This window comes from Paenibacillus sp. S-38 (assembly GCF_049942825.1).
GTDB lineage: Bacteria > Bacillota > Bacilli > Paenibacillales > NBRC-103111 > Paenibacillus_G.
In genome coordinates this window covers 187,501-214,447 of sequence record NZ_CP187970.1, presented here as the reverse complement: position 1 = coordinate 214,447, position 26,947 = coordinate 187,501, and the positions used below count along the sequence as shown (strand labels likewise).

Genomic DNA, 26,947 nt, shown 5'->3' with positions numbered 1-26,947 from the left:
CTCCTATTATACCTCATCCCGGGCCGCTTGAACATGATTCCGCATAAAGTCCACATTTCCGGGTGTGTCGTAGCTCCGCAGAATGCTGAACGGCACCCTCATTCCAATGGGAACGAGGGTGCCGTTTGCATAAGGCCGGATCCTAATTAAGGTATTCAATATAAAGCAGCATCCGTTTGAGCATCACAGCCGCCTGGGCCCGGGTTGCATTCTCCATCGGCGCGAACGTCGTATCGGTCATGCCTTGAATAATTCCCGCATGCACGGCTTCCGCTACCGCTTCTCCCGCCCATTCGCCGATGTCCCCTTTATCCGTAAAAGAGCTCAGCAAGGTCGTAGAAGCATTAGGCTTGCGGTCCGCAAACTTCAAAGCTCTGGAGATCATCGTCGCCATCTGCGCTCTGGTGATGGACGCATCTGGCTGGAACGTGCCGTCCTCGAAGCCTTCAATCAGCCCGGCATAGACGGCAGAGGATACGCTCGCGCCGTACCAGGCCCCCGGTGTGACATCGGTGAACCGGCTTATGCTCTCTGCAGCCGGATCAACGCCGAGGGCGCGGACCAGCAGCGTCGCAAACTGGGCCCGTGTCATCGGGCTCTCCGGTTCGAAGGTGGTGTCCGTCGTGCCTTCGATCACACGCTTGCCGGCAAGAAGCTCCACATCCTTCGCCGACCAGTGACCGCTGAGGTCGGTGAACGCCGGCTCCGTAATCACTATGCCGTAAGCAGGGGATACATTCCGGGCGACGGTGACGGTCGTCTTGCCCCCTTCTTCCTTGAAGAGTGCCGGGGCAAAACGGATTGTGCCTTTGTCCGGGTCATAGCCGGCAAGAGAGGCCTGGGCTTCGTTGATCTCGCCATCCAGCGACAGGGTGATGACACCGGCTTTGTTCGCCGGGATGGCCAGCTTCCGGGACGCCGTGCCTGCTGCGGCGGTCACGTCAAAGCCATAGAGGTCTCCCTGAAGCTTCGCGGCCGTGACCGACGAACCCGGAGTGACCCGGATCCCGAAGCGGACCAGTACGTCACTCGGTTTTGCAGCCTTCAGCTGTTCCGTAATATCTCCCGGAACCACATGCAGAGGTACGTGGTAACCGGCTGTATTCGTTTGGATCCGAAGCGAGGCATCAGGCACTGCCTTCAGCCCTTCGAGCAGCGCTTGTCCCGGAGCTACAACAGTCACACCCTGCTTAGTGTCGACTTCAAGCGTAATGGTGTGGGAGGCGCTGCCGAGCGTCTGCAGCTTCTGGAACGCTTCGGCCAGCCGGGCGCCATCCAGCGTGATTTCGGTAACGAACTGCCCGTTTTCCGTCTTCTGCACGGAGGTGTAGGCGCCAGACTTGAGGGTCACGCCCTTATCGGATACCGTAAAGGCATCCGCAGGAAGGGCACTGCCTCCTCCGCCGCCACCTGGTGAGCTTGAACCCTTGGTGGTAGTTACGGAAGCTGTAGGGCCGCCCGTAGACCAATTGCCGGCCGCATCGCCCGCTTCGATTCGGAATTGGTAGGTCTTGCTTGCGGCAAGGCCCGAAACAGCATAGGAGGTTTCGCCGCCGTATACCGTACCAACCACAGTATTATCGCGGTATACCCGGTACTCGGTAACCCCCTTAAAGTCTAAGGCAGGATCCCAAGTGAGCTTCGCTCCAGTACGGGTCACGTCGCTGACCGTCAGCTTGCTCTTCGCGGCTCCGTCCGGAATGACCTTCAGGAACTCCGCGGCAATCGCAATATAGCCTTCGGTGCTCGGGTGAATGTTGGTTGCAATCGGGAGGTTCTGGGCTGCGTTGACGGCAATTGCATTCATGGTAGCAACAAACTTCGCCCCCCGTTTCTCGGCCACATCCTTAATCACTTGGTTGAGCGCCTCAATCAGCACCTGAGCGCGCTGCTTCTCCTGCTCTGTTCCATGTGGATATGGATTGTAATAACCCATCACAAAGACAGATGCATTGGGATTGAGCTCTTTGATCTGGTCCAGCGTACTGCCGATGTTGCTGCCAATCGATGCCAGCAGCTGGTTTACCTGCGTACCGCCGAGTGTCCCTCCCGTAATCTTGTCGGCGGCCAGCAGATCGTTGGCTCCGGCATTCAGCGTAATGAGGTTTGCCGAACGTACCGTATCGGCAATACTGCCTTGTCCAGGCTGGCCGTAGACGGAACGAGTCACACTGCGCTTCAGGTCCGACAGCACGTCACCGGACGTATATCCAGGAGTTGCATAGCGCTTGTCAGTCAAGGGATAAGCAAGCTGTCCTTGCTTGGTCAGCTCTTGCGCGATGAAATCAGGATACCCGAGTCCAAGTCCACCGGTCGGCGTCATACCGGCTGCCAGGGAATCCCCGAGAGCCGCATAGGTGGACCAGATCGGAGCGTATATATCGGTGGTAACCGTCACTTCATGATTCACATAGGTTACTGCCGGAGTAGAAATCCGCCCTCCCGCAGCATCCACCGCTTTGACCGAGAACATGTAGCTTCCCGGCGTCAGACCGGTCACGTTGTAAACCGCATCTGTCACTCCGGACGCGGAAGCCACAACGCTTCCATCCATCCCGTAACCGTAAACCTCGTAGGTAACAGGTGTGCCGGCAGCAGCCGGCTCCCACTGCAGCCTCACGGATTCCGGCGTCACCTCGGTCGCCCGAAGGCTACCAGGGGACAGGAGTCGGACGATTGTGATCGGGGCGGACACCATACTCGCCGGATGGCTGCCGATGACTTGACGCATCAGATATTTGCCATCAGGTACATAGAAAAAGTAAGCCCGATTCTCGTTTGCCTTCAATGGGGCGGTAGATACGAGTGCACCCGTTTCCGCATCGTGCAGTTCAACGATGGATTCTTTTTCAGCAGGTGTGATCATTCCCATAATTGTAGTTCCCATTACTACCGGTATAGGCGCTTGGGCTACATCCATCTGAATGGAGTTCGTGTTGAAGTTCCCGGATAAATCAACAACTGTTTCGGATGGAATCAGAATATTCCGTATCGAAGCAAGATCGAGTGGGCTCTTCCATGAGATGACGAGTTTCCCATCCTGAATAGCGATACTTTGATCGGCACCAAGAGGCTGTCCCCCCGTACCATCCGCATCCACATTTACCCTAAGCTTGTCCCTCAACATCCTCCCGTCGTTGCGGTACTCTAACACATTTTCATTGAACTCAATGGTCAGAGTTGTTTTATCCGCACTGAAGGAGGATTTTTGGTAGAGGGGAGCGACCGTATCCTTGTTTCCTTGGACTACAAAAACGGTCCATACCCTCGAGCCACCGCTTTGAGAAGTGACCGTGTAAGTTACGCCCCCCTTGCTGAAATCCCGGGGCGTGCCTAAAGACGGGCTTGTTGTGGCTCCGGAAGATACCGTGAACAGTGGAGTCAAATTGCTGATGTTCGTTCCTTCGGGAACATAATAAACTACTGTCGCATTCCCCAGGTCAATTTTCGTTTGCTGTTCCATTTCGGTTTTATTGCCCACGGATGGAATCGTAAAACTCGTGATATTGTTGCTCTGGTGTGCTTCGGAACCATTCGTATATCCGAGGCCCACTTCTGTCCAGGCTGCAATGACCGCTTCCTTCACCTTCTGAGCCTGCTCTGCCGGGATCCCGTTAGCTTTCTGCCAATCGGCTACGGAAGCTACGAAACCGTCACGCGCATCCTCGAACTCTGCGACCGGCGTAATATATTTCGTCAGCGAGTGATATGCGAGATGCGCCATTACCCGACGACCGCTCCACCCGGCAATCTTCAGTTCATCCACTTTCTTGGCAATAAGATACGCCGCATGATTCGGAATACCGCTGTTGATATGTACCCCGCCGTGGTCCCCTTTTTCTTCATTCACATCATCATGCAGCGGTTGATAGGCCCTCATATGATCGGGTTGTCCGTGCAATGACGGGGTTTCCAAACTGCGCAGGGCCGAACCCGTATCTTCACCTATCAGCCAATCCTCACTGTCAAAAGCGGCTGCCAAGATATCCGAGTAGGACTCATTCAGCGCACCAGATTGATTCTCATATACGAGTCCTGCAGAGAACTCGGTTACCCCGTGCGTGAGCTCATGAGCCACCACATCACTGGCGCATGCAAGGCATTTCATCAGACTGCCGTCACCATAAAACATGGCATTTGCCCCGCTTAACCAGTAAGCATTATCCAGCGGCTGATTATACTTGTTAGGTACATGGACTATGGAATTAATACCCATCCCCTTACCGTCAAGGCTGTTGCGTCCGAATTCCTTCAGGAAGAAATCATACACCTGTCCGGCATTGTAGTGTGCATCCACTCCATGGGATGCCTGGCTGCCGGCTTGGCTGTTGAACACCGGCGAATTGCTAGAGATAGGTAACAGTTCCGTCTTCTGCGTGCTTGCTTTAAGCAGATCATTATAATCATACGTTTCGATCGTTCCCGGTAAATCGTGCCCCGGATGCTGCGAGAACATGAGCTTGGTGAAATCCGCCATATAGTATTTATTATCAAGCTGAACCACATTCAACTGCTTCTTGTCGCCCTTATGGCCGACATTCTCCGAGACAACCGCCCCGTCCCCATCCGCGTGATGGAGATTGCTGTACTTATGTATGATAGCTCCCGTATGAGCATCGACAAAACCAACCCAGCTGCCGATCTCCGGCTGGATATACGTGAATTTGATTTCATACGCCAGATGCGTCTGACCTTCGGATGGATACACCACCAGCTTGGCCTCCGGCAGCGGCACCTCCACCTTCTCGCCGATCTTCCCCCCAAGCGTGATTGCTTGTCCGATCTCCGCTTCCAGTTCAGCCCGCAGCTTGGCCACCGCCTCCTGCCCGTTCAATGCCGGAGTAACATCCACAGATAAACCGCTGACGGAACCCAGAAGCTGGTTTTGAATCGCATACGCCTTCTTGCCTGAATCCAGATGCAGGTTGATATACTTCCCATAAACCGGAACGCCCTGGTACTTTTGCTGGTACAGGTAATGGGATTGGCCTATACTATCCGTGTTCTTCCTGACCAAACCGAGCTCCGCCGCGGCATTCTGCAGGCCGAAGACCTGTTGGTTCAAGCTTACATATCGAAGCACAGCTTCATCCGTGTTCAACCGGGCCGATAAGGCCCCCATCAAAAAGCGCGGCGCCCCCGTATCCTTGTTCTCCGTAACGGTAAGACCCTTTTGCTGCAGCAGCTGTACCGGGGAAGCAGCCAATCCCTGAAGCTGTAATGAAGGTGCAAGCAGCTCGTTGGACGGATCAACAACCAACCCCTGGCCGGTATCGGGTGCGGCACCCGCCGGAAGACTGCCGCCAATCAGCAGGACGGAAGACAGAACCGCAGGGATGATTCGTTTCGACAATTTCTTCAAAGTATCCGACTTCTCCTTTCCCTAAAACCCCAAGTTTCGATACACTATGTATCACCCCGCTCATGCTACCATAACTTCAACATTTTGGGAATCCCCCTAAACGAAACTTAAGATCGTTTTAACTTAAGCACGGTTGAACAGCAAAAAAAGCGTAAATCCCTCACCATCCGGTGTCGGATTTACGCTTTTTCCACCACATCTTTACTTGTTCAGCGACTGGCTCCAGTCATGCACCATGTGCCCTTCGAGGAATTTCTCGCAGTCCAGAGCCGCCATGCAGCCGCTGCCGGCTGCGGTAATTGCCTGGCGGTACTTGCTGTCCTGTACGTCACCGCAGGCAAACACGCCTTCGATATTCGTCAGCGACGAACCCGGCTTCACCTGGATGTAGCCGACTTCATCCGTTACGATCTGTCCCTTGAGGAAGTCCGTATTCGGCTTGTGGCCAATCGCAACGAAGATTCCATCCGTCTCGAGGATTTCTTCCTGGCCCGTCTCATTGTTCTTGACCTTAAGGCCGGTTACGCCCTTCTCACCCGAGATGACTTCAAGCGGCGTCCGGTTCAGGCTCCAGGCAATCTTGCCGTTCTCGCGTGCGCGGTCCTGCATGATCTTCGAGGCGCGCAGTTCTTCGCGTCGGTGCACCAGACGCACTTCCGTTGCGAAGCGGGTCAGGAAGTTCGCCTCCTCCATCGCGGAATCGCCGCCGCCCACCACGATGATCTTCTTGCCGCGGAAGAAGAATCCGTCGCAGGTAGCACAGGTGGATACGCCACGGCCGATGCTTTCCTTCTCGTTCTCGATCCCGAGCAGCTTGGCAGACGCGCCGGTAGAGATGATGAGCGACTCGGCTTCGATGTCGCCAAGGCCTTCGACGTTCAGCTTGAAGGGACGCTTCGACAAATCCACGTTGTTCACCCAGCCGGTTTTGAACTCCGCGCCGAAGCGCTCCGCCTGCTTGCGCATGTTGGCCATGAGCTCAGGACCCATGATGCCCTCAGGGAACCCGGGGAAATTCTCGACTTCGGTTGTGGTGGTAAGCTGGCCGCCCGGCTCCGGACCCTCAATCACCAAAGGACTGAGGTTGGCGCGAGCGAGATAGATCGCTGCCGTCAGGCCTGCAGGTCCGGTACCGATTACGATGGATTTGTACATATAGGTTCCTCCCGTCTTTGCATACGCATTAGTTTGCTTGCTATCTATGATTCATGGCTAGAATCCAACTCGGCAAACTTGCTGAAGATCGCGGCCATCTTCTCCCGAAGCCCGCAGGCTTCGTCTATGGTTTTGGCATTCTTGCTGACGGTCGCAATGGAGACCCCGTATCTGGCGGCTGCATCTCCGTACGTGATGGGACGGCGGTGCATCTTGGCCGTCAGGTACTCGAGTGCCGCGGCCCAGCCCTCAGGCTTCGCCATCTTCGGCACATTCGGGAACACCCTCGTAAGGTATTCTACCCAGAGTGTCTGCAAATCGTACTGCTGCACCATATCATAACGGCGGGCCATGTTACGCATCGCCATTTCCATAATACCCTGCCACTTGCGGTCCCAAACGGGCAAATTCGGAGCGAATGGCGATGGGGCGACCGTGGTCTCACGGCCTTCCAACACCGCCGTTAGCGGTTCCCTTACCCCGATACTGCGGAGAACGAAGACGGCTACCTTCTTCAGATAGTCATCTTCCTCCGGTTCCAGGATGAACTGGGTCAGTGCGTCCTTCACTTCATCATCCCCGATTAGGGCGAATGCCTGAATGACCTGCAGCTTCGTATCCCCGTCCCCGTGGCGCAGCGCCCAGAAGAAGGAAGAACGAACAAGCGGATCGCGCTTCAGATGGTCCGGCAGACCGTTCTCCCCCCGCTCAATACCGCGGAACTGCTCTTCGAACGGCAGATGGTAGTGATAGCTGACATTCGACTTGATTTTGTCCTGCTTATACTTGCCCATCAGGGTAAGATAGAACTTCGGAATCTCCGAAGTCGGATCGAACTTCTCGGCTTGACGCCACTGCCGCTCTGCTTCCGCATACCTGCCCGTATTGTAAGCCGCTACAGCCGTATAGTGGAACAGGCAGGGATCCAGCCCCGCTTCACCGGTCTTGAGCAGACGCTTGAAGAGACGGTAGGCCTTATCGTGCTCACTCAGGATCCCCATCGTCGTGGCCAGCTTGAAGACATGGTCCTGGTGGAACGGATACGTCTTGCGCAGCACTTCGAGAAGTTCGCCCAGCGCAGCCTTATCACCGAAGTGCTGGTAGAAGATCGCAAGGTTGCAAAGGGCATGCAGATTGCCGGGCTCCAGCTCAAGCACCTGCTTGATCATGTCGACCGATTTATCGAAATGCCCCATATAGTAGTAAGCCAGCGCCAGATTGTTGCGCGCCGCCATGAAATCCGAATGCTTCTTGACGATGTTCTCGAGAATGCGTACCGCTTCCGAGAACTTGCCTTCCTCGAGCAGCGCACGGGCGCGGTCATGCTCGAACAGCCCTTCGCGGCTTTTGATCGTCGACAGCTTCGCCGGCCGCTCGAGCTCGAAGCTGAGCAGCTCCATCATCTCCTCGGATTCCTCCAGGAACTGGCCTGTCGGGTCATTCTCGAGATAATGGACGATCGCCTTCTCCGCCGATTCGTAGTTCTCCATATTCGCGAAGTTGTTCGCCATATAGAAATAGCATTCCGTCATCGCCGGATCAATCTGGTCGAGCACGTGCTGCAGAATGCGGTTCGATTCCTCATAGTTCCCCATCTCGGATAACAGCCCCGCCAGATTGCAGTGGTTTACCGCGTTCTCCGGCTCGTACTCGGCGGCACGACGAAAATATTTCAATGCCTTATCATAATGATAACGGTCCATTGACTGAACGGCTTTTTCGAAAAAGAACGTGGCATCCATTTTCATCGGCACGACATTGGTGTGGGTTTGGGGCAGAGCACGTTTTTTCTTCTCCATGAGTAAGGCACCTCCGTGTCCGTCCGGTATGATCGAGAAGTCATCGGCAGCCTACGCTGATGGGTGAGTCTCTACATGTCCGGTATTCGTAGTTCTTCCCATCATAACACAAACCGGCCCAAAACCATAAGGTTCTGAAGGCCGGAGTCGTGTGGGAAATATTATAAGGTTACACTCCGCCGTATTTGAACAGGGAGCTGAGCGAGCCGCCGGACATGATGATATTGATCGCGTCGGCCAGCAGGTGGGAAACCGAGAGCACCCGGAAACGGGCGGAATGATCTTCCGGAATCGCGATGGAGTCCGTAATGACCACCTCTTTGATGTTCGGGTGATCCAGACGCTGCAGGGCAGGACCGGAGAATACCGGATGCGTCGCACAGATGTAAGCGTCGTGCGCTCCGCGTTCCTTCAGCCCCTCGACTACATTCACGATCGTCGTGCCCGTGTCGATCAGGTCTTCAATGATGATCGGCGTCATGCCGGCCACGTCCCCGATCACGTGCGTGATGACGGCTTCGTTATGCGCAGGGCGCTTCTTGATCATCATGGCAAACGGCGCGTCGAGGATGTTCGCCATCTTCTCGGCCGTTGTAGCCCGTCCGGCATCCGGAGAAACGATGATCGGATTAGGCACATTGAGTTTCTTCATATAATCGCTGATGAGATCCAGCGCAGTCAAATGGTCCACAGGGATGTCGAAAAAGCCTTGAATCGCCGGTGCATGCAGATCGATCGTGATGACTCGGTCCGCACCTGCCGCGGTCAGCAGGTCTGCCACCAGTTTGGCCGAGATCGGTTCCCGGGGCGCGGCTTTGCGCTCTTGGCGGGAATAACCATAGTATGGAACGACAAGGTTGATCGTTCTCGCCGAAGCCCGTTTGGCCGCGTCCATCATGACGAGCAGTTCCATGAAATTCTCGTTGATGGAATGGGAGAACGTCTGCACCAGGAACACATCGCAGTTCCGGATGCTCTCTTCGTAGAGACAGTAAATTTCCCCGCTCTTGAAACGGGAAAGCTTAATCTGGCCGAGCGGTACCTCCAGCTCTCTACAGATGCGCTCTGCCAATTTCGGGTTGGACGAACCCGAGAAAATCTTCATTTTGTCGCTGTACATGGTTACCTCCGCATTCTGCTTGTGTTCCGTGGAACATTTGACGTGTGGCGCATAAGGCGCCTGTATCGGTTTACCCTGGAATCAGGAGTGACATTTGTTTCTTCCCCATTATACATGAAATTACTCAAATCCAATAGGCACGTTTTGTCGGTTCCTGACTTTAAATGTGGCTAAATCGGTAAAACCCACGTCCTGCAGCAGGGCTGTAGCCTCATCCAAATACTGGCCAAGCCGTTCAGGCTGATGTGCGTCGGACCCCAGCGTAACGGGAATGCCAAGCTTTAACGCATATTCCAGCATGCGCCGGCTGGGGAACATCTCCTGAACCGGCATGCGCAGACCCGAAGCGTTAAGCTCAATGGCCATATCAGCGGCCTTCACGGCCTCAAGCGCCATCTTCTCCAAATGTTCGACATTCCGGTCCGGCTTGAAGCCGAAGCGCTTGATCACATCAATATGGCCGATATAATCGTAGAACCCCGTCCGGCAGGCCTTCACGACCGCATCGTAATACTGCTCGTATACGGCATAAGCGTCGCGTTCTTTCCAGCCGTCCGTTTGGCGGTAGTCCGTGATATCCCATTCCCCGAGAAAATGAACGGAGCCGATCACATAATCCCATGGATAGGCCCGGATGATCTCCTCGATCTGCTTCTCCCAGCCCTCGATGTAATCGCCTTCCAGGCCGACACGGATATCGATTTGATCTTTATATTTCTGCTGCAGGCGGAACGCTTCCTCGACGTACCGCGGCAGTTCATCCATCGGCATGGCCATGCCGGGCAGATAGGTCTCCGGATCTACATGAAGCAAGGGCATGTGATCGGACAAGCCCAGCTGGGTCAGTCCGATCTCGATGCCCTTCATCACATACTCCTCGAGATCGCCCGACGCATGCCCGCAGCGCACATGGTGCGTGTGGTAATCGATGCGCATTTAGCTTCTCTCCTATTCCAGCGAATATTCCGACTTCGGTTTGTTGTACCGGCGTCCCAGCTCGTACATTAGGTCATCGAGCGGCAGCTTGCGCTCGCGCAGCAGCACCATCAGGTGGAAGAGCAGGTCCGTCGCTTCATAGCGGAGCTCTTCGTTGTCCTGATTTTTGGCTGCGATGATCACTTCACCCGCTTCCTCACCGATCTTCTTCAGGATCTTGTCGATCCCCTTCTCGAAGAGGTACGTCGTGTACGCGCCTTCCGGCCGCTCTGCGTCACGCTGGGCAATCACGGCCTCGACCTTCGCCAGCATGGCGAAGCGGTCCGATTCATTCGCAGCAGCCCCCTCCGCTCCCGCGAGGGCACCCAGCTTCACATCGTTGAAGAAGCAGCTGTAGCTGCCGGTATGGCAGGCTGGGCCCTTCTGCTCGACAAGCACGAGCAGCGTGTCGCCGTCACAATCATACCGCAGCGATGTGACCTTCTGGGTATGCCCAGACGTGGCTCCTTTGTGCCACAGCTCCTGCCGCGAACGGCTCCAGAACCATGTCTCGCCCGATTCCAGCGTCAGCTTCAGCGACTCCTCATTCATATAGGCCATCATCAGCACTTCTTTGCTCAGTGCATCCTGGACGATGGCGGGCACGAGGCCGTGGGCATCCCACTGGATAGCCGCCTGCAGCGCCTCTATGCTCTCTACTGCTCCCTGTGCTCCACTCACCGGACTTCGACTCCTTTGCTGCGGAGGTCGTCTTTGACCTCTTCGATCGTCATTTCTTTGTAGTGAAAAATCGTGGCGGCCAGTCCCGCATCCGCCTTGCCCTGCTCGAACACGTCGGCAAAATGCTCCTTGCGTCCCGCTCCGCCGGAGGCGATGACGGGAATGCTGACGAGCTCCGACACCGCACGGGTCAGCTTGATGTCGAAGCCGTCCTTCGTGCCGTCGGCGTCCATGCTGGTCAGCAGCAGTTCCCCTGCGCCGAGCGTCTCCGCCCGTTTCACCCACTCCAGGGCACGGATGCCTGTCGCATTGCGGCCACCGTGGGTGAACACTTCCCACTCGCCCCACTCGGGGTTGAAGCGCGCGTCCACCGCCACGACAATGCACTGCGATCCGAACCGACGGGCTCCGTCGGAGATCAGCTGCGGATTGCGAAGAGCCGCCGTGTTGATCCCGATCTTGTCCGCGCCCGCGCGCAGCATCCGTTTCATATCGTCGACGGAGCCAATGCCGCCGCCCACGGTGAAGGGAATGGTCACCTGCTCTGCGGTCTGCTGCACCACTTCCACCATGGTGGCACGCCCTTCGTGAGAAGCCGAGATATCGAGGAATACGAGCTCATCGGCCCCTTCCTTATCGTAGATCGCTGCAAGCTCAACCGGATCGCCGGCATCCCGCAGATTGACGAAATTGACTCCCTTGACGACCCTTCCGTCCTTCACGTCAAGGCAGGGAATAATCCGTTTGGCCAGCATACTTATGCCCCTTTCCGTGCTGCCTAGCTCCACTCCAAGTTTACAGCTGCCCTGCCTCTGTGCGTCCTTCACACAGCGCAAGGAAGTTGCCGAGCAGCTTCATGCCTACGCTGCCGCTCTTCTCAGGGTGAAACTGCATGCCGAATACATTGCCGCGTCCGACGATCGCGGTCACTTCCTGGTAATAATCCGTGGTGGCCAAGAGATCCGAGGCCTGCTCCGGCTTCACGTGATACGAGTGGACGAAATACACGTGTCCTTCCGGCAGTTCACGGAACAGCGGGCTCTCCTGCTTGTAGGAGAGCTTGTTCCAGCCCATATGCGGCACCTTGTAATCGCCGCGGAAACGCACCACCTCGCCCGGCAGCAGGCCGAGGCCTTCATGCTCGCCATGCTCTTCGCTGCGCGAGAACAGCAGCTGCATGCCAAGGCAGATGCCGAGCAGCGGTTTGCCGCTGTCCGCGGCTTTCCGCACGGTATCCGCCAGCCTCGCTTCGCACAGATGCGCCATCGCGTCGCCGAACGCGCCGACACCGGGCAGGATCGCGCCGGCAGCGCCGAGAATCTCCGCTTCGTCCGAGGTGACGAGCGCCTCATAGCCGAGGCGCTCCACCGCGGAACGGACGCTGTGCAGATTACCTACGCCGTAGTCGATGATCGCGATCATGGCTTACAGAACCCCTTTCGTCGAAGGCACGCCCTGTACGCGCGGATCGATGCTTGTCGCCTCATCGAGGGCCCGGCCCAGCGCTTTGAAGACCGCTTCGATCATGTGGTGCGTGTTCTGTCCATAGTGGACGATGACGTGAAGCGTGATGCGCGCTTCCAGTGCCAGCTTCCACAGAAATTCATGCACGAGCTCCACCTGGAAGCTGCCCACCGTCTGGGACGGATACTGCGCCCGGTATTCGAAGTGCGGCCGGTTGCTCACATCAATGACGACCTGAGCCAGTGCTTCGTCCATCGGGACGAACACGCTCGCATAGCGCTTGATGCCCCGCTTGTCGCCGAGCGCTTCACGGAGCGTCTGCCCGAGGCAGATCCCGATATCTTCCACGGTGTGGTGATCGTCAATCTCCACATCCCCCTTGGCGTCGACACGCAGATCGAACTGGCCGTGCTTCGTGAACAGGTCCAGCATATGATTGAGGAACGGCACGTCCGTCTCAATCTCCGATACGCCGCTTCCGTCTACCGCGAAGGCCAGACGGATATCGGTCTCATTGGTTTTGCGCGCCACTTCGGAGCGGCGGCCTGCTTGCTGATCTTGTTCATTAGCCATTGCGGTTCCCTTCCTTCTCCAACCGGATTTCAATCGCACGTGCGTGGGCTTCCAGCCCTTCGTGGCGGGCCAGCGTCATGATCTTCTCCCCGTCACGCAGCAGCGCTTCCTTGCTGTAATAGATCACACTGGATTTCTTCAAAAAATCGTCGACGTTCAGCGGCGAGGAGAACCGTGCCGTACCGTTGGTCGGCAGCACGTGGTTCGGTCCAGCAAAATAGTCGCCTACCGGCTCCGAGCTGTACGGACCCAGGAACACTGCCCCCGCATTCTCGATGCGGCTCAGGTATTGGAACGGGTCGGCCACCAGAATCTCGAGATGCTCCGGTGCCAGCCGGTTCACCGCATCGACGCCCTCTTCGAGCGAGGAAACCGTCAGGATCGCGCCGTAGTCGCGGATCGACTGTGCGGCGATCTCACGCCGCGGCAGTGCCTGCAGCTGCAGCTCCACTTCCGCCCGCACGGCGTTCGCCAGGTCCTCCGAAGGCGTAATGAGAATCGCCGAAGCCATCTCGTCATGCTCTGCCTGGGACAATAGATCGGCTGCCACATAGGCCGGATCGGCACTCCCGTCCGCGAGCACTACGATCTCGCTAGGCCCTGCAATGGAATCGATGTCCACCGCGCCGAATACGTACCGCTTGGCCAGGGCCACGTAGATATTGCCCGGCCCGACGATCTTGTCAGCCGCAGGGATCGACTCCGTGCCGTAAGCCAGTGCCGCTACGGCCTGGGCACCGCCGACGCGGTAGATCTCCTTCACGCCGGCTTCCGCCGCCGCCACAAGGATGTGTGGATCGATGCCTTCCACCCCGGCTGTCGCCGGCGGGGTGACCATGACGATCTCCGGCACACCGGCCACCTGGGCCGGAATAGCGTTCATGAGCACGGAGGACGGGTAAGCGGCCTTGCCTCCGGGAACATACAGCCCCACGCGGCGCAGCGGCCGGATCACCTGGCCGAGAATGCTGCCGTCGCCCTGCAGATCCATCCAGGAAGTGCGCATCTGTTTCTCGTGGAACCGGCGTATATTCACTGCTGCTTCCCGAATGGCCGCGAGGAATCCTTCATCCACCTTTTGATACGCTGCTTCAATCTCCTCGGCGCTCACACGCAGATCGCTTACGCGCACCCCGTCGAACTGTTGTGCGAACCGGCGGAGAGCCGCATCGCCATCCTGCCGCACCTCTTCGATAATGCGCCGAACCGCCTCATTTTGCTCGGGAGAGCCGTACTCGACCTCCCGCTTCAGACTAAATTCCGATGCCGGCATCACCTTCATGTCGCCGCCTCCTCCCGATAGCTTCCTTGCTTCAATTTCTCATCACTGCCAAATGATATCTAACCGCCTTGTACCCGCTCACGGTTGCAGCTGCATGTTAAGCGCTTATCCGCAGGCTAGGCTGTGCCTATAGCATCAGCAGCAATCAGCCTTAGCCTGGGTCGATCGCTTACTTGCCGGCACCTGCGACAGCCGCGGCAATGGCCGGCTGAAGCCGGTCGCACAGGGCTTGAATCGCGCTGTTCTTCATCCGGTAGCTCACGCGGTTGGCGATCAAACGGGACGTGATCGAGAAGATCTGCTCATATTCCTTGAGCCCGTTCTCGCGGATCGTGCTTCCGGTCTCGACCATATCGACGATCCGGTCAGCCAGGCCGATCATCGGCGCCAGTTCGATCGATCCGTTGAGCTTGATAACCTCCACCTGCTGGCCCTGCTCCCGGAAGTACTGGGACGCCACGTTCGGATACTTTGTCGCTACCCGGGGATTGATCACCGGCTGCCAATCCGGCAGTGCGATCACAGACATCCGGCAGCGTGCGATGCCTAGATCCAGCAGCTCATATACATCGCGGTTTTCTTCCATCAATACGTCTTTGCCGACTACACCGATATCCGCCACCCCGTACTCCACATAGGTCGGCACATCGACCGGCTTCGCCATAATGAATTCCATATTCGCTTCCGGCACCTGAATGATCAGCTTCCGGGAATCGTCCGCATCGTCCGGTATCGCAAGGCCCGCTTCGCGGAACAGCTTCGACGCCTGCTTATAGATCCGCCCTTTGGGCATCGCAACCTTCAATAGCTCCTGCATCGCCTGGGACCTCCTATCCTTCGCCTACGAATTCAAGCACATCGTCATACGGCAGTCCCTGTACCGCCACGAAAAATCCTTCGGGAATCAGCCGGGTCTCCACCGTACGCCCTTCTTCCAAGCGCAGTTCCGCCGCACGGGCCAGCGCTTCCGCCCGCCGTCCTGCCGTATAAAGCACAAGCGTGCTCCGCAGCCGGCGCCCCTGCGTCTCCCGTCCGACAACTTCGAGAATCCGGTTCGTCTTCAGCGCGAATCCCGTTGCCGGTGCAGGACGGCCGAACTGCTTCAGCAGGTTATCGTAGCGTCCGCCGCTGCATACCGGAAAGCCGAGATCAGCCGCATAGCCTTCGAACGTCATCCCCGTGTAGTAAGAGAAGTCCCCGATCATCGTCAGGTCGATGAGCACATGATCGCTTACACCGTAAGCCTGCAGCACGTCCCATACCTCGCAGAGGTGGGCAATGGCATGCTGGGCCACCGGGTCCTCGGTCAGCTCGCGTGCCTGACGGCAGATTTCCTGGCCGCCGCGCAGGCGCAGAATGCCCTCCAGCTCGCCGCGTACCCTCTCGGTCAGCTGAAGCTCTTGAAGTGCCTCCCGGTAGCCCACGTAATCACGGTTGAGCAGACAGCCCTTCAGCAGCGTCTGTGCTTCCGCATCGTCCTTCAACGTTTCCTGCAGCAGCCCGTTCAGGAAGCCGACGTGACCCACGGCAATCTTGAACTCCTTGACGCCTGCCGCCTGCAGACACGCAATCGCGAGCGCGATCACTTCCGCATCCGATTCGGACGAAGCGTCTCCTACGAGCTCCACGCCAGTCTGGAAGAACTCCGCATCCCGGCCCGCCTCCGCCTCGAAGGCCCGGAACACATTCGCCTGATAGGAGAGCCGCAGGGGGAAGGCCTCGTTCTGCAGCAGAGACGAAACGACCCGTGCGATCGGTGCCGTCATGTCGGAGCGAAGCACCAGCGTCGTTCCGTTGCGGTCTAGCAGCTTGAACAGCTTCTTATCTTCCGTGGAGCTGGCCACACCCACCGTATCGTAATATTCTAACGTTGGCGTGATAATCTCACGATACCCCCAACGTTCCATGCACTGCATCACGTTCAGCTCAATGCTGCGCAGTTTGGCAGCTGCCTCAGGGAGATAGTCCTTCACGCCTGTAGGCTTCTCAAACACCTTCGGTTTGGACAATGGAGTTCACCCTATCTATCTTCGTTTAGTCATGAATATTTCAGAACGCTTTAGTCCGCTAATATGTTACCATACTACCAAGATGAAGAATGTATTCGTTAGTTTACCACGGAAGCCCAGCTTCGTCAATTGCAGGCCCTACTCCCGCAAACCGGGTACAAAAAAGAGACGGACCCGCAGGTCCTGCCTCTGATGTTGTCTCTAAGCTGTGTTGGCTGCAGCTATATACAATGCAATCCGTCGATCACGCGGATAAAGGTCCTGTATCTCCCCGCAGGCCATCCGCCGCGCATCTCCCAGCCTGCTCTTCATCGCTCAGGCCTGGTCATCTTCCCTGATATCCGGCCGGATGACCTGGAGCGGATTCCCGGCCACGAAGCTGTACGGAGCCACATCCTTGTGTACGACCGAGCCCGCTCCTACGATCGCTCCATCGCCTATCGTCACCCCGGGCAGGACAGTCGTATTCGCTCCGATCATCACGTTCGACCCGATCCGCACATGCCCGAGCCGGTATTCCTTAATGAGGTATTCATGCGTCAGAATCGTGGAATTGTACCCGATAATCGTATTCTCCCCGACTTCGATTCTCTCCGGAAAGAACACGTCGACCATCACCATGAGTGCAAAGGAAGTATGCCGTCCCACCTTCATCCCAAGCACCCTGCGGTAGATCCACAGCTTCAGCGGAAGCGAAGGAGCGTAGCGCGAGATCTGGATGAAAATGAAGTTGCGGACCGCCTTCCACCTTGGAATGGTGCGGTACACCTGCCAGAGCGAATTCGGCCCGTCTACCGGATAGCGGTCCGTCCGCCTCACACCTGCTTCTCCTCCAGCCCGATGATGCCAAGCAGTTCCTCAATGTCATGGATAATGTGGGTTGGTGAATACCCTTGGAGATATTCCAGCCCCTTAAGGGACCACGCTACCCCTACGGAAGGAAGCCCGGCATTGTGTGCGGCTTCGATATCATAGTGGCTGTCTCCCACCATCAAGGCCGTGGCCGGATCCGCACCAAGCTCCTGCAGCGCCTTTCGGATCCCTTCCGGATCAGGCTTCGCTTTCTCCACATCTTCAACTGTCACGATGGAGCCGAAATAGTCGTAGATCCCGGTCAGCTTGAGCCCCATTTCCGTTGTTTTGCGGATCTTGCTCGTGACCACGCCCATACGGATTCCCGCAGCATGCAGCTTCGCAAGGGTCTCCCGCACTTTGGGGAACTCTGTGACAAGCTCGTCATGCCGGGTCAGGTTAAAGTGACGATACTTCGCCACCAGATCTTCTACCTCTTCCCTGCCTGAGAAAAAGACCATTTGCTCCACCAGAGGCCGGCCCATGTTCGGAATGATATGGCTTCGCGTCAACGGCTCGGCGGTTACGCCTTCGAAAGTATGCAGGAACGATTGGATGATGAGCTCATTCGTATCCAGAATCGTTCCATCGAGGTCAAACAGTACGGTTTGGATCATGATCCGGCTCCTTTGTATAATAGTCAGTCTTCCCCGCCTTATTGGCCCCCGTTGGATTCACGCCGGCCTCCAATGTACCGCCGTCGGCTCCCACCTCATGCGCAGGGGCTTCTCCTCTGCGCCGAATCGGATCGGCATATTTCGCCGCGGAGGCCCCGGTAACCCGCCGGATGATCATAAGCACAATAGCCCCGATGACAAACAGGACAGCCAGCATTTGAGAGATCCGTACGTTGCCGCCATTCATGCTCATATCCCCTGCTGTAAACCCGAGAAGGGTCATTGGAGACCAAAGACCGTTCATGAGAGCAGCGAGCCAATCCGGCCCCGTAAAACCAAGGCTGTCGGTCCGCAGCCCTTCAATGAAGAACCGCCCGATGCCGTACCAGACAAAGTAACTCAAGAACAGCTCGCCCGCCCGAAGGAAAGGCTGCCTGCGAAGCACGAAGAGCACCAGCAGCCCGACAATATTCCAAAGCGATTCATACAAAAAGGTCGGATGGTAATACGTCCCGTTGATCTGCATCTGGCTCACGATCCATGATGGCAAATGCAGATTGTTCGATAAGAAAGCCACATCCACTGGACCACCATGCGCTTCTTTATTGATGAAGTTTCCCCATCGTCCGATCGCCTGCCCGATGATCAGTCCCGGAGCACAGATGTCCGCGATTCGCCAGAACGAGTAGCCCTTGCGCCTGAAATAAATACCCGCTCCGATGATCGCGCCGATCAATGCCCCGTAGATGGCGATCCCGCCCTGCCATATGTAAAGTGCCGTAATCGGATTGTCCTTGTAATCTTCCCACTGGAAGGCCACATAGTAGATGCGCGCCCCGATAATGGCCGAAGGCACACCGACCAACAGCATGTCCATGAAGAAATCGGAGGGAATCCCGAACCTCTTACCTTCCTGAACCGCCAGCATAAGCCCCGTGAGCGCGGCCAAGCCCAGAATAATGCCGTACCAGTGCACACTGATCGGACCGATCGAGAATGCGATGGTACTCATTGTAAATAACATGAGCGGTGCTCCTTCCCTACAGCCTACCCTTACTCGGATTGAGCTGCGCTGATGGTACATCTTGTTAATCTGCGGTAACGCTATTCCAGATCATCCATATCTTCCGCAAGGGATTCCGTCAGTTTGTTCGTAAACTGAAGCGCCGCGTTGTAGCCCATCCGCTTCAAGCGATAGTTCATCGCAGCCACCTCGATAATGACGGCAAGGTTACGGCCCGGACGTACAGGAATCGTGACCAGCGGTACATCCGTATCAATGATTCGGGTCGTCTCTTCATCGAGGCCAAGCCGGTCATACTGCTTATCCTGCTGCCAGGTTTCGAGCTTGCAGACGACGGCAATCTTCTTCTCTGTGCGAACCGCTCCTGCCCCGAACAGCGTCATGACGTTGATAATCCCAATCCCGCGGATCTCGAGCAAATGCCGGATCAGCTCCGGTGCGTTACCGATGAGCTGGTGATCGGCGGTCTGACGGATCTCCACCGCATCATCCGCGATAAGTCGGTGTCCCCGCTTGACGAGCTCGAGTGCCGTCTCACTCTTACCAATGCCGCTGGAGCCCGAGATCAGCATCCCGATGCCGTATACGTCAACGAGAACGCCATGGATCGTTGTTGTCGGAGCGAGCCGGTTCTCAAGAAAATTCGTCAGACGGCTGGCCAGAATCGTAGTGGCCATTCCGGTACGCAGAACGGGAATCTTATGCTCGTTCGCCGAGGCGAGCAGCTCGATCGGAGCTTCCAGGCTGCGCGACAGAATGACGCAGGGGATATCCTTGGGCGAGCAGATCCGCTCCATGCGGTCCGTCCGGTCTTCCGAAGACAGGCCGTCAAAGAACGTCAGCTCGGTCTTCCCCAGAATCTGCACACGGTCATGCGGGTGAAACTCGTAATAACCGGCCAGCTCCAGTCCCGGCCGATACAAATCCGCGGTAGCGATCGGACGCTTCAGTCCTTCTTCTCCGCAGATGACCTCCAAATGGAACTCTCTCACCAAATCCGATACTTTCACTTTTTTAGCCATCGCGATCGGTCTCCTTTGTATTCCAATATTCTCATCCTAATGGAATCGTTGTTATAAATCAACAAGGCCTTATAGCAAAAAGAGAGCCAGCCCGTGGGCTGACCCTCTTGGAACGAACCGATGAATTAAGAATTCACCAGGATGGATTGCGTCGTTTCTTTGTCGAAGAAGTGTGCTTTATTCATGTCGAGCGCAAGCTTCACTGTCGTGCCTTCCTTGAAGGAAGCGCGGCCGTCTACACGGGCGATGACCGTTTGTGTACCGATGCCGTTCAGGTACAGGTACATTTCGTGACCGAGGTTCTCGGACAGCTCGATGTTAACGTTCACGATCGTGTTCGGGGAAGCTTCCATGAAGATTGCTTCTTCGTGGAAATCTTCAGGACGGATACCCATGATTACTTCTTTCCCGATGTAGCCCTTCTCGCGCAGTACTTTCGCTTTGCCTTCAGGTACTTCTACATTCAGGCCCTGAGCTTTGAAGTACACGCCGCCGTTCTGCTCGGCGAAAGTACCGCTCACGAAGTTCATGGACGGGGAGCCGATGAAGCCCGCTACGAACATGTTCTTCGGATAGTTGTAGATTTCTTCAGGCGTTGCAGCCTGTTGGATGATGCCTTTATCCATAACGACAATCCGGTCGCCCATCGTCATAGCTTCCGTCTGGTCGTGTGTTACGTAGATGATCGTCGTTTCGAGACGCTTGTGCAGCTTACCGATTTCGGCACGCATCTGTACACGCAGCTTTGCATCCAAGTTGGAGAGCGGTTCGTCCATCAGGAACACTTGCGGCTCACGGACAATCGCACGGCCGAGGGCAACACGCTGGCGCTGACCACCGGAGAGTGCTTTCGGCTTACGATCCAGCAGGTGCTCGATGTCGAGAATTTTCGCAGCTTCGCGAACACGTGCATCGATGTCGGCTTTCTTGAACTTACGAAGTTTGAGACCAAACGCCATGTTCTGGTACACGTTCATGTGCGGATACAGCGCGTAGGATTGGAATACCATCGCGATGTCGCGGTCTTTAGGAGCTACATCGTTCACAAGGCGGTCGCCGATGTACAGTTCGCCTTCCGTGATTTCTTCCAGACCCGCAATCATACGAAGCGTCGTGGATTTACCACAGCCGGAAGCGCCTACAAGAACGAGGAACTCCTTATCCTTGATATCCAAGTGGAAGTCTTTTACCGTTGCTTCTGCCGCGCCAGGATATCTCTTCACAATGTGGTTCAAACGAACGCCTGCCATGATTAATTCCCCCTACGAGATAGTATCTTGATATGAGTTAATCATACCCTACGGCCCTCGCGGTGACTATGCACAATCCCTACAAAAAAATCACTTTCTTTTCGTTACTTTGTACAATAGCATGGCAATCTTCACAAGAACCGCATTATTAAAGGTCCGGACATCCAATCCGGTCTCCTGTTTGAACTTGTCCAGGCGGTACAGCAGCGTATTTCGGTGGATGTAGAGCTTTTTCGCCGTCTCGCTGACATTGCAGTCCAGTTGAAAAAACTGTTCCAGCGTCGTCATCGTCTCCGGATCGAAAGCGACATCCAGCCGCTTCAGCACGCGCTCCAGGAAGCTGGCTTTTTCCGATTCCGGTACGAGGTGTACCAGCTTCTCTAGCTGCAGCTCCCAGGGCAGATGCATGCTGCTGCCGACATGGTAGGTACGCCCCAGCATGATCGTCTCCCGCAGTTGGAGCACGACGCTGTAGAGCGATTTGGCCGGCGTCATCGGGTAGTGGACGGCCAGATGGGCCTCGCCCACCCACTCGTTCTCCAGCATCTCGTGCAGACCGTACCCCATGGCGGCCAGCTTGTCCTCCAGGGTTTCCTCATCCCTGTCGTCCATTCCATCCATCGACAGGATTTTCTCCGAGCCGAGGATAAGCCACTCTTTTTCCGTCAAGGGAATCAGCGTAATCTCCGCATCAAAAAAGGAATCGAGCAGCTTCTTCAGCTCCGCATATTGCACGCGGCGCGAGGTTGTATAGTCTCCATAGAGAAGAATAGGTACTTTTGTGGAATAGAGTGACAATAGAGATACGAGCTGGTCCGGCATCTCCGCATGGGTGAAGCCGCGCTCCTGCTGCTGATGCAGCCAATCCCGCACCAACCCGGCTTTGCGTTCTTCCTCGCTCGGCATACGGACCAGCTTAGACTCGGGCTCCTTCTTGGCTGCAAGCACCAAGTCCACGAGACGCCGTTCAACTTCACTGACCAGCGGCTCATCAGCAGCCAATAAAAGCGCTTCCGTTTCCTGCTTCTGTACCAGCCAGTATACCCGACCATGCTTAACTAAGCTGACACTGGGCTCTTCAGAGGCTCCCCAAGCTTGCTCCCAATCGGTCAGCGGCCACTTGACCGCTTCTACGTTGATGCCCAAAATACCTTCCAGCTGCTCTCTCACCGTTCCCCAGTCCATCCGGCTCCCAACCTTCATCTATAAGGTATTATATCTAGTTACATCTCTCCATATTGTATCATAACCCTCTTACTTCCTTGCAACTCGAAGGGAATACGCAGGCCCCCTCGCATCGGATATAGGGCGCTGCCTATGGAAATCATAGTAATTAGTTGGTGATTCTATCATTCATTGAAAAAGGAGGGCTCACCTTGCCCGATCTACGATACGGCCGCGGAACCGCAGCACTGGATATCCCGTCCTCCAAGGCCTGGGATTCACTTACTTATCCTGGCACGGACCGAGCCGCCTCGCCTCAGCTCTCATTGGAACGCATCCGTCGGTCTCTTGCTCATCCCTTGGCCTCTCCTCCGCTTCGTGAAGCTGCCGCCGGCCATTCTCGTGCCGTCATCCTGATCAGCGACGGGACACGTCCATGTCCGAATCGGCTCATGCTGCCCCTACTGCTTCAGGAACTGACTGCGGCCGGTATTGCGGATGAGCAAGTGGACATTGTGGTGGCCTTGGGAGCCCACCGCCGTCACACGGAGAAGGAACTGATTGAACTCGTCGGCGAGGAGATTGCGGACCGGGTTCGAATTCATAACCATTCTTCAGATCCGGAGGACTGCGTATTCGTAGGAACCACCAAGCTGGGGACCCCCGTAGAAATCAACCGCCTCGTGGCGGAAGCCCCTTTCCGGATTGCTACCGGCAATATTCAGCCGCATGCACTGGCGGGAATTTCGGGAGGGGCCAAGGCCCTCGTCCCCGGTGCCGCTTCCCGGCGTACCATCGAATATAATCACGGATTGTCGCTAAAGTATCCCGGCAAAGCCGGAAAAGCGGACAACCCTTTATACGCGGATATGGTTGAGGCACAATCATTCACCCCCATCCACTTTATCCTGAATGTTATTTTGAATCATGAGAATGAAGTATTGGACTCCTTCGCAGGGGACCTTGTAGAGACGCACCGCAGCGGGGCACGGCTCGCCGCCCGGTATTTCCTGCTGCCTGTACGTGAGCTCTATGATGTTGTCGTCGTCTCTGCGGGAGGAGCCCCCAGGGATCTGCAGCTTTATCAAGCGCTGAAATCTCTTCGTAATGCGGCTGCCTTTACCCGTCCTGGAGGCAAGGTTCTGCTTATCGCAGAATGCCGGGAAATGCTCGGAAGCGGCGTCCTTCAGGATTGGCTTGAGACGATGCCCGACCTTCAGCGCAGTACGAATGCCTTGAAGGAGCATTTTGTACTTGGTGCCCATAAGCTGCTTCACGTGGAAGAGATAGTAAACCGGGTTCAGGTGCATCTCTACTCTTCTCTTTCCCCTCACTGGGTTGATCTGCTCGGCTTCTCGACCATCTCTGATCCGAATGAATGGCTTCGCAGAACCCTTGCTGAGCAATCCGATCTCAGCTTGGCCGTCATGCCTTTTGGATCGCTCACTTTTCCCCAGCCTTCTGAAGAAGCATAGCAGCTCACACAGCTTTGTCCCAATCAAAAAAACCGCCTTGAGGATAACTTCTCCCTTGGCGGTTTTTACTAATTCCCTATAAAACAAAAAAAGACCCCTATCGAGGTACTTACTCCAAAATGGTGAGCCATGTAGGACTCGAACCTACGACACCCTGATTAAAAGTCAGGTGCTCTACCGACTGAGCTAATGGCTCTGGATGAAAAGAAGTGGTGGAGGCTGATGGATTCGAACCACCGAACTCGATGAGAGCAGATTTACAGTCTGCCGTGTTTAGCCACTTCACTAAGCCTCCACAAAACAATGGTGCCGCCGAGAGGACTTGAACCCCCAACCTACTGATTACAAGTCAGTTGCTCTACCAATTGAGCTACAGCGGCATACATGGTGGCTCGGGACGGAATCGAACCGCCGACACGAGGATTTTCAGTCCTCTGCTCTACCGACTGAGCTACCGAGCCTTAGTATATATAGTTATGATTTCTGTATTCCTCAAAACAAGGAATAAATGGCGGAGCCGACGGGATTCGAACCCGCGGTCTCCTGCGTGACAGGCAGGCATGTTAGGCCTCTACACCACGGCTCCACACTAGAGTAAAATTGGTTGCGGGGGCAGGATTTGAACCTGCGGCCTTCGGGTTATGAGCCCGACGAGCTACCGGGCTGCTCCACCCCGCGTCAGTAAAAACATTATGGTGGAGGCTGACGGGATCGAACCGCCGACCCTCTGCTTGTAAGGCAGATGCTCTCCCAGCTGAGCTAAGCCTCCTGGGTAACCAAACCATATGTATCAACAAGTTTGGAAATATGGTAGCGGCAGAGGGGATCGAACCCCCGACCTTACGGGTATGAACCGTACGCTCTAGCCAGCTGAGCTATGCCGCCATATTATTCAATGATGCGGTTGAAATCTACGGAGAGAGAGGGATTCGAACCCTCGCACCACTTGCGCAGTCTAACCCCTTAGCAGAGGGTCCCCTTGAGCCACTTGGGTATCTCTCCATGCATCAATCGACTTTCAAGGCTTGTACCTTGAAAACTGGAAACGAAACGGTCGTTCGGATATATCATTTTGCGTTCCGTTGTGCTTCGCACAAAGGTCACTACCAAAATGATATATCCTCACTCGCTAGCTAAAGACCTCACATCTACATTACTGCTGCCGCTTCCTTGCGGAAGCTAGTGGATAAGCCCTCGACCGATTAGTATTCGTCAGCTCCACACGTTGCCGCGCTTCCACCCCGAACCTATCAACCTCGTCGTCTACAAGGGGTCTTACATACTGGGAAATCTCATCTTGAGGGGGGCTTCACGCTTAGATGCTTTCAGCGCTTATCCCGTCCGTACTTGGCTATCCAGCCGTGCTCCTGGCGGAACAACTGGTACACCAGCGGTACGTCCATCCCGGTCCTCTCGTACTAAGGACAGCTCCTCTCAAATTTCCTGCGCCCGCGACAGATAGGGACCGAACTGTCTCACGACGTTCTGAACCCAGCTCGCGTACCGCTTTAATGGGCGAACAGCCCAACCCTTGGGACCTACTTCAGCCCCAGGATGCGATGAGCCGACATCGAGGTGCCAAACCTCCCCGTCGATGTGGACTCTTGGGGGAGATAAGCCTGTTATCCCCAGGGTAGCTTTTATCCGTTGAGCGATGGCCCTTCCATTCGGTACCACCGGATCACTAAGCCCGACTTTCGTCCCTGCTCGACCTGTTTGTCTCGCAGTCAAGCTCCCTTATGCCTTTGCACTCTTCGAATGATTTCCAACCATTCTGAGGGAACCTTGGGGCGCCTCCGTTACGCTTTAGGAGGCGACCGCCCCAGTCAAACTGCCCACCTGACACTGTCCCCGCACCGGATCACGGTACCAGGTTAGAACTCCGATACGATCAGGGTGGTATCCCAACGGCGCCTCCACCCAAGCTGGCGCTCAGGCTTCTCAGGCTCCCACCTATCCTGTACAGATCGTACCAAAGTCCAATATCAAGCTGCAGTAAAGCTCCATGGGGTCTTTCCGTCTTGTCGCGGGTAACCTGCATCTTCACAGGTATTAAAATTTCACCGGATCTCTCGTCGAGACAGCGCCCAAGTCGTTACGCCATTCGTGCGGGTCAGAATTTACCTGACAAGGAATTTCGCTACCTTAGGACCGTTATAGTTACGGCCGCCGTTTACTGGGGCTTCGGTTCACAGCTTCGGGTTACCCCTAACCGCTCCCCTTAACCTTCCAGCACCGGGCAGGCGTCAGCCCGTATACTTCGCCTTGCGGCTTCGCACAGACCTGTGTTTTTGCTAAACAGTCGCTTGGGCCTTTTCACTGCGGCCCCCTCGGGCTATTCACCCTACCGAGGCACCCCTTCTCCCGAAGTTACGGGGTCATTTTGCCGAGTTCCTTAACGAGAGTTCTTCCGCGCGCCTTAGCATGCTCTGCTCGCCTACCTGTGTCGGTTTGCGGTACGGGCACCTTCTCCCTGGCTAGAGGCTTTTCTTGGCAGCCTGAACTCATGACCTTCGGTACTTAAGTTTCCCTCCCCATCACAGCTCAGCCTTACGATGTGCGGATTTGCCTGCACATCAGCCTCACTGCTTGGACGAGCATCCATCAGCTCGCGTCACTATCCTTCTGCGTCACCCCATTGCTCATAACGGTTCACGGTGGTACAGGAATTTCAACCTGTTGTCCTTCGACTACGCCTTTCGGCCTCGCCTTAGGTCCCGACTTACCCTGAGCGGACGAGCCTTCCTCAGGAACCCTTAGGCTTTCGGCGGATCAGATTCTCACTGATCTTTTCGTTACTCATACCGGCATTCTCACTTGTATGCAGTCCAGCTGTCCTCACGATCAACCTTCAACCCGCATACAACGCTCCCCTACCCCAGGATATCATAGATATCTAGTCATAGCTTCGGTGGTGTGTTTAGCCCCGTTACATTTTCGGCGCAGAGTCACTCGACCAGTGAGCTATTACGCACTCTTTCAATGGTGGCTGCTTCTAAGCCAACATCCTGGTTGTCTGTGCAACTCCACATCCTTTCCCACTTAACACACACTTGGGGACCTTAGCTGATGATCTGGGCTGTTTCCCTCTTGACAATGGATCTTAGCACTCACTGTCTGACT

At 55.9% G+C, this 26,947-nt stretch carries 19 protein-coding genes, 9 tRNA genes and 1 rRNA gene (1 of these 29 cut by a window edge); 1 reads left to right on the top strand and 28 read right to left on the bottom strand.

The window, feature by feature from the left end; translation table 11 throughout:
- Window positions 1-142: 142 nt before the first annotated feature.
- The 18 genes from ACP26L_RS01005 to ACP26L_RS00920 all read right to left on the bottom strand — a co-directional run bounded on the left by ACP26L_RS01005 (window position 143) and on the right by ACP26L_RS00920 (window position 22,388).
- A complete protein-coding gene (locus tag ACP26L_RS01005) occupies window positions 143-5,362 on the bottom strand; it encodes an S-layer homology domain-containing protein (protein WP_426450600.1) in 5,220 nt (1,739 codons plus the stop codon).
- A gap of 201 nt (window positions 5,363-5,563) precedes the next feature.
- A complete protein-coding gene (gene trxB / locus ACP26L_RS01000) occupies window positions 5,564-6,517 on the bottom strand; it encodes a thioredoxin-disulfide reductase (protein WP_426450599.1) in 954 nt (317 codons plus the stop codon).
- A gap of 44 nt (window positions 6,518-6,561) precedes the next feature.
- Complete coding sequence (locus ACP26L_RS00995) at window positions 6,562-8,316, bottom strand: tetratricopeptide repeat protein (RefSeq protein ID WP_426450598.1); 1,755 nt, start codon at window positions 8,314-8,316, stop codon at window positions 6,562-6,564.
- Between the two features lie 169 nt (window positions 8,317-8,485).
- Window positions 8,486-9,436 carry a ribose-phosphate diphosphokinase gene (locus ACP26L_RS00990; RefSeq protein WP_426450597.1) on the bottom strand — a complete coding sequence of 317 codons (951 nt, stop codon included), beginning with the start codon at window positions 9,434-9,436 and terminating at the stop codon, window positions 8,486-8,488.
- A 120-nt stretch (window positions 9,437-9,556) separates the two neighbouring features.
- Window positions 9,557-10,372: a histidinol-phosphatase HisJ gene (hisJ, locus tag ACP26L_RS00985; protein ID WP_426450596.1), complete on the bottom strand. Its 816-nt coding sequence runs from the start codon at window positions 10,370-10,372 to the stop codon at window positions 9,557-9,559.
- A 12-nt stretch (window positions 10,373-10,384) separates the two neighbouring features.
- Window positions 10,385-11,092 carry a bifunctional phosphoribosyl-AMP cyclohydrolase/phosphoribosyl-ATP diphosphatase HisIE gene (gene hisIE, locus ACP26L_RS00980; RefSeq protein ID WP_426450595.1) on the bottom strand — a complete coding sequence of 236 codons (708 nt, stop codon included), beginning with the start codon at window positions 11,090-11,092 and terminating at the stop codon, window positions 10,385-10,387.
- On the bottom strand, window positions 11,089-11,847 hold the full coding sequence (hisF, locus tag ACP26L_RS00975; RefSeq protein ID WP_426450594.1) for an imidazole glycerol phosphate synthase subunit HisF: 759 nt from the start codon (window positions 11,845-11,847) through the stop codon (window positions 11,089-11,091). Before hisF ends, hisIE begins: the two co-directional genes overlap by 4 nt.
- A 40-nt stretch (window positions 11,848-11,887) precedes the next feature.
- The gene (gene hisH, locus ACP26L_RS00970) at window positions 11,888-12,514 is read right to left on the bottom strand and encodes an imidazole glycerol phosphate synthase subunit HisH (RefSeq protein WP_426450593.1); all 627 of its coding nucleotides are present in this window, start codon (window positions 12,512-12,514) and stop codon (window positions 11,888-11,890) included.
- Window positions 12,515-12,517: 3 nt separating this feature from the next.
- Window positions 12,518-13,129 carry an imidazoleglycerol-phosphate dehydratase HisB gene (gene hisB / locus ACP26L_RS00965; protein WP_426450592.1) on the bottom strand — a complete coding sequence of 204 codons (612 nt, stop codon included), beginning with the start codon at window positions 13,127-13,129 and terminating at the stop codon, window positions 12,518-12,520.
- Window positions 13,122-14,411, bottom strand: coding sequence for a histidinol dehydrogenase (hisD, locus tag ACP26L_RS00960; protein ID WP_426450591.1), 1,290 nt, complete (start codon window positions 14,409-14,411; stop codon window positions 13,122-13,124). The genes hisB and hisD overlap by 8 nt, the downstream gene beginning before the upstream one ends.
- A 169-nt stretch (window positions 14,412-14,580) precedes the next feature.
- Window positions 14,581-15,228 (bottom strand): ATP phosphoribosyltransferase, encoded by a 648-nt coding sequence (hisG, locus tag ACP26L_RS00955; RefSeq protein WP_426450590.1) that lies wholly within the window; start codon window positions 15,226-15,228, stop codon window positions 14,581-14,583.
- Window positions 15,229-15,241: 13 nt separating this feature from the next.
- Window positions 15,242-16,420, bottom strand: coding sequence for an ATP phosphoribosyltransferase regulatory subunit (locus ACP26L_RS00950; protein WP_426450589.1), 1,179 nt, complete (start codon window positions 16,418-16,420; stop codon window positions 15,242-15,244).
- A gap of 315 nt (window positions 16,421-16,735) precedes the next feature.
- Window positions 16,736-17,239, bottom strand: a complete 504-nt coding sequence (locus ACP26L_RS00945; RefSeq protein WP_426450588.1) for an acyltransferase — start codon at window positions 17,237-17,239, stop codon at window positions 16,736-16,738.
- Entirely contained in the window at window positions 17,236-17,889 is a 654-nt protein-coding gene (gene ppaX, locus ACP26L_RS00940; protein WP_426450587.1) for a pyrophosphatase PpaX, read from the bottom strand. Before ppaX ends, ACP26L_RS00945 begins: the two co-directional genes overlap by 4 nt.
- Window positions 17,867-18,913, bottom strand: coding sequence for a prolipoprotein diacylglyceryl transferase (gene lgt / locus ACP26L_RS00935; RefSeq protein ID WP_426450586.1), 1,047 nt, complete (start codon window positions 18,911-18,913; stop codon window positions 17,867-17,869). The genes ppaX and lgt overlap by 23 nt, the downstream gene beginning before the upstream one ends.
- A gap of 80 nt (window positions 18,914-18,993) precedes the next feature.
- Complete coding sequence (gene hprK / locus ACP26L_RS00930; RefSeq protein WP_426450585.1) at window positions 18,994-19,935, bottom strand: HPr(Ser) kinase/phosphatase; 942 nt, start codon at window positions 19,933-19,935, stop codon at window positions 18,994-18,996.
- Window positions 19,936-20,060: 125 nt separating this feature from the next.
- Entirely contained in the window at window positions 20,061-21,185 is a 1,125-nt protein-coding gene (locus tag ACP26L_RS00925) for an ABC transporter ATP-binding protein (RefSeq protein ID WP_426450583.1), read from the bottom strand.
- 90 nt (window positions 21,186-21,275) lie between these two features.
- Window positions 21,276-22,388: a PucR family transcriptional regulator gene (locus ACP26L_RS00920; RefSeq protein ID WP_426450582.1), complete on the bottom strand. Its 1,113-nt coding sequence runs from the start codon at window positions 22,386-22,388 to the stop codon at window positions 21,276-21,278.
- 173 nt (window positions 22,389-22,561) lie between these two features.
- Between ACP26L_RS00920 and larA the strand changes: the two genes are divergently transcribed.
- The gene (gene larA / locus ACP26L_RS00915; protein ID WP_426450581.1) at window positions 22,562-23,824 is read left to right on the top strand and encodes a nickel-dependent lactate racemase; all 1,263 of its coding nucleotides are present in this window, start codon (window positions 22,562-22,564) and stop codon (window positions 23,822-23,824) included.
- Window positions 23,825-23,944: 120 nt separating this feature from the next.
- On the opposite strand, the gene ACP26L_RS00910 is transcribed toward larA, so the two are convergent.
- From ACP26L_RS00910 to ACP26L_RS00865, 10 genes are all read right to left on the bottom strand, one after another.
- Window positions 23,945-24,020 (bottom strand) — tRNA-Lys (locus ACP26L_RS00910).
- A 14-nt stretch (window positions 24,021-24,034) separates the two neighbouring features.
- Window positions 24,035-24,119: transfer RNA gene (locus ACP26L_RS00905), tRNA-Tyr, on the bottom strand.
- 9 nt (window positions 24,120-24,128) lie between these two features.
- Window positions 24,129-24,204, bottom strand: a tRNA-Thr gene (locus ACP26L_RS00900).
- Between the two features lie 5 nt (window positions 24,205-24,209).
- Window positions 24,210-24,285: transfer RNA gene (locus ACP26L_RS00895), tRNA-Phe, on the bottom strand.
- A 48-nt stretch (window positions 24,286-24,333) separates the two neighbouring features.
- Window positions 24,334-24,410, bottom strand: a tRNA-Asp gene (locus ACP26L_RS00890).
- A gap of 15 nt (window positions 24,411-24,425) precedes the next feature.
- Window positions 24,426-24,502 (bottom strand) — tRNA-Met (locus tag ACP26L_RS00885).
- A gap of 15 nt (window positions 24,503-24,517) precedes the next feature.
- Window positions 24,518-24,593, bottom strand: a tRNA-Val gene (locus tag ACP26L_RS00880).
- A 39-nt stretch (window positions 24,594-24,632) separates the two neighbouring features.
- Window positions 24,633-24,709: transfer RNA gene (locus ACP26L_RS00875), tRNA-Met, on the bottom strand.
- A gap of 29 nt (window positions 24,710-24,738) precedes the next feature.
- Window positions 24,739-24,826, bottom strand: a tRNA-Ser gene (locus tag ACP26L_RS00870).
- A gap of 180 nt (window positions 24,827-25,006) precedes the next feature.
- Window positions 25,007-26,947: ribosomal RNA gene (locus ACP26L_RS00865) — 23S ribosomal RNA — on the bottom strand (it continues 980 nt past the right edge of the window).

Coding starts and splice junctions, on each gene's coding strand:
- trxB (WP_426450599.1), bottom strand. CDS start 6,517: ATGTACAAATCCATCGTAATCGGTACCGGACCTGCAGGCCTGACGGCA.
- ACP26L_RS00995 (WP_426450598.1), bottom strand. CDS start 8,316: ATGGAGAAGAAAAAACGTGCTCTGCCCCAAACCCACACCAATGTCGTG.
- ACP26L_RS00990 (WP_426450597.1), bottom strand. CDS start 9,436: ATGTACAGCGACAAAATGAAGATTTTCTCGGGTTCGTCCAACCCGAAA.
- hisJ (WP_426450596.1), bottom strand. CDS start 10,372: ATGCGCATCGATTACCACACGCACCATGTGCGCTGCGGGCATGCGTCG.
- hisF (WP_426450594.1), bottom strand. CDS start 11,847: ATGCTGGCCAAACGGATTATTCCCTGCCTTGACGTGAAGGACGGAAGG.
- hisH (WP_426450593.1), bottom strand. CDS start 12,514: ATGATCGCGATCATCGACTACGGCGTAGGTAATCTGCACAGCGTCCGT.
- hisB (WP_426450592.1), bottom strand. CDS start 13,129: ATGGCTAATGAACAAGATCAGCAAGCAGGCCGCCGCTCCGAAGTGGCG.
- hisD (WP_426450591.1), bottom strand. CDS start 14,411: ATGAAGGTGATGCCGGCATCGGAATTTAGTCTGAAGCGGGAGGTCGAG.
- hisG (WP_426450590.1), bottom strand. CDS start 15,228: ATGCAGGAGCTATTGAAGGTTGCGATGCCCAAAGGGCGGATCTATAAG.
- ppaX (WP_426450587.1), bottom strand. CDS start 17,889: ATGATCCAAACCGTACTGTTTGACCTCGATGGAACGATTCTGGATACG.
- lgt (WP_426450586.1), bottom strand. CDS start 18,913: ATGTTATTTACAATGAGTACCATCGCATTCTCGATCGGTCCGATCAGT.
- hprK (WP_426450585.1), bottom strand. CDS start 19,935: ATGGCTAAAAAAGTGAAAGTATCGGATTTGGTGAGAGAGTTCCATTTG.
- ACP26L_RS00925 (WP_426450583.1), bottom strand. CDS start 21,185: ATGGCAGGCGTTCGTTTGAACCACATTGTGAAGAGATATCCTGGCGCG.
- ACP26L_RS00920 (WP_426450582.1), bottom strand. CDS start 22,388: ATGAAGGTTGGGAGCCGGATGGACTGGGGAACGGTGAGAGAGCAGCTG.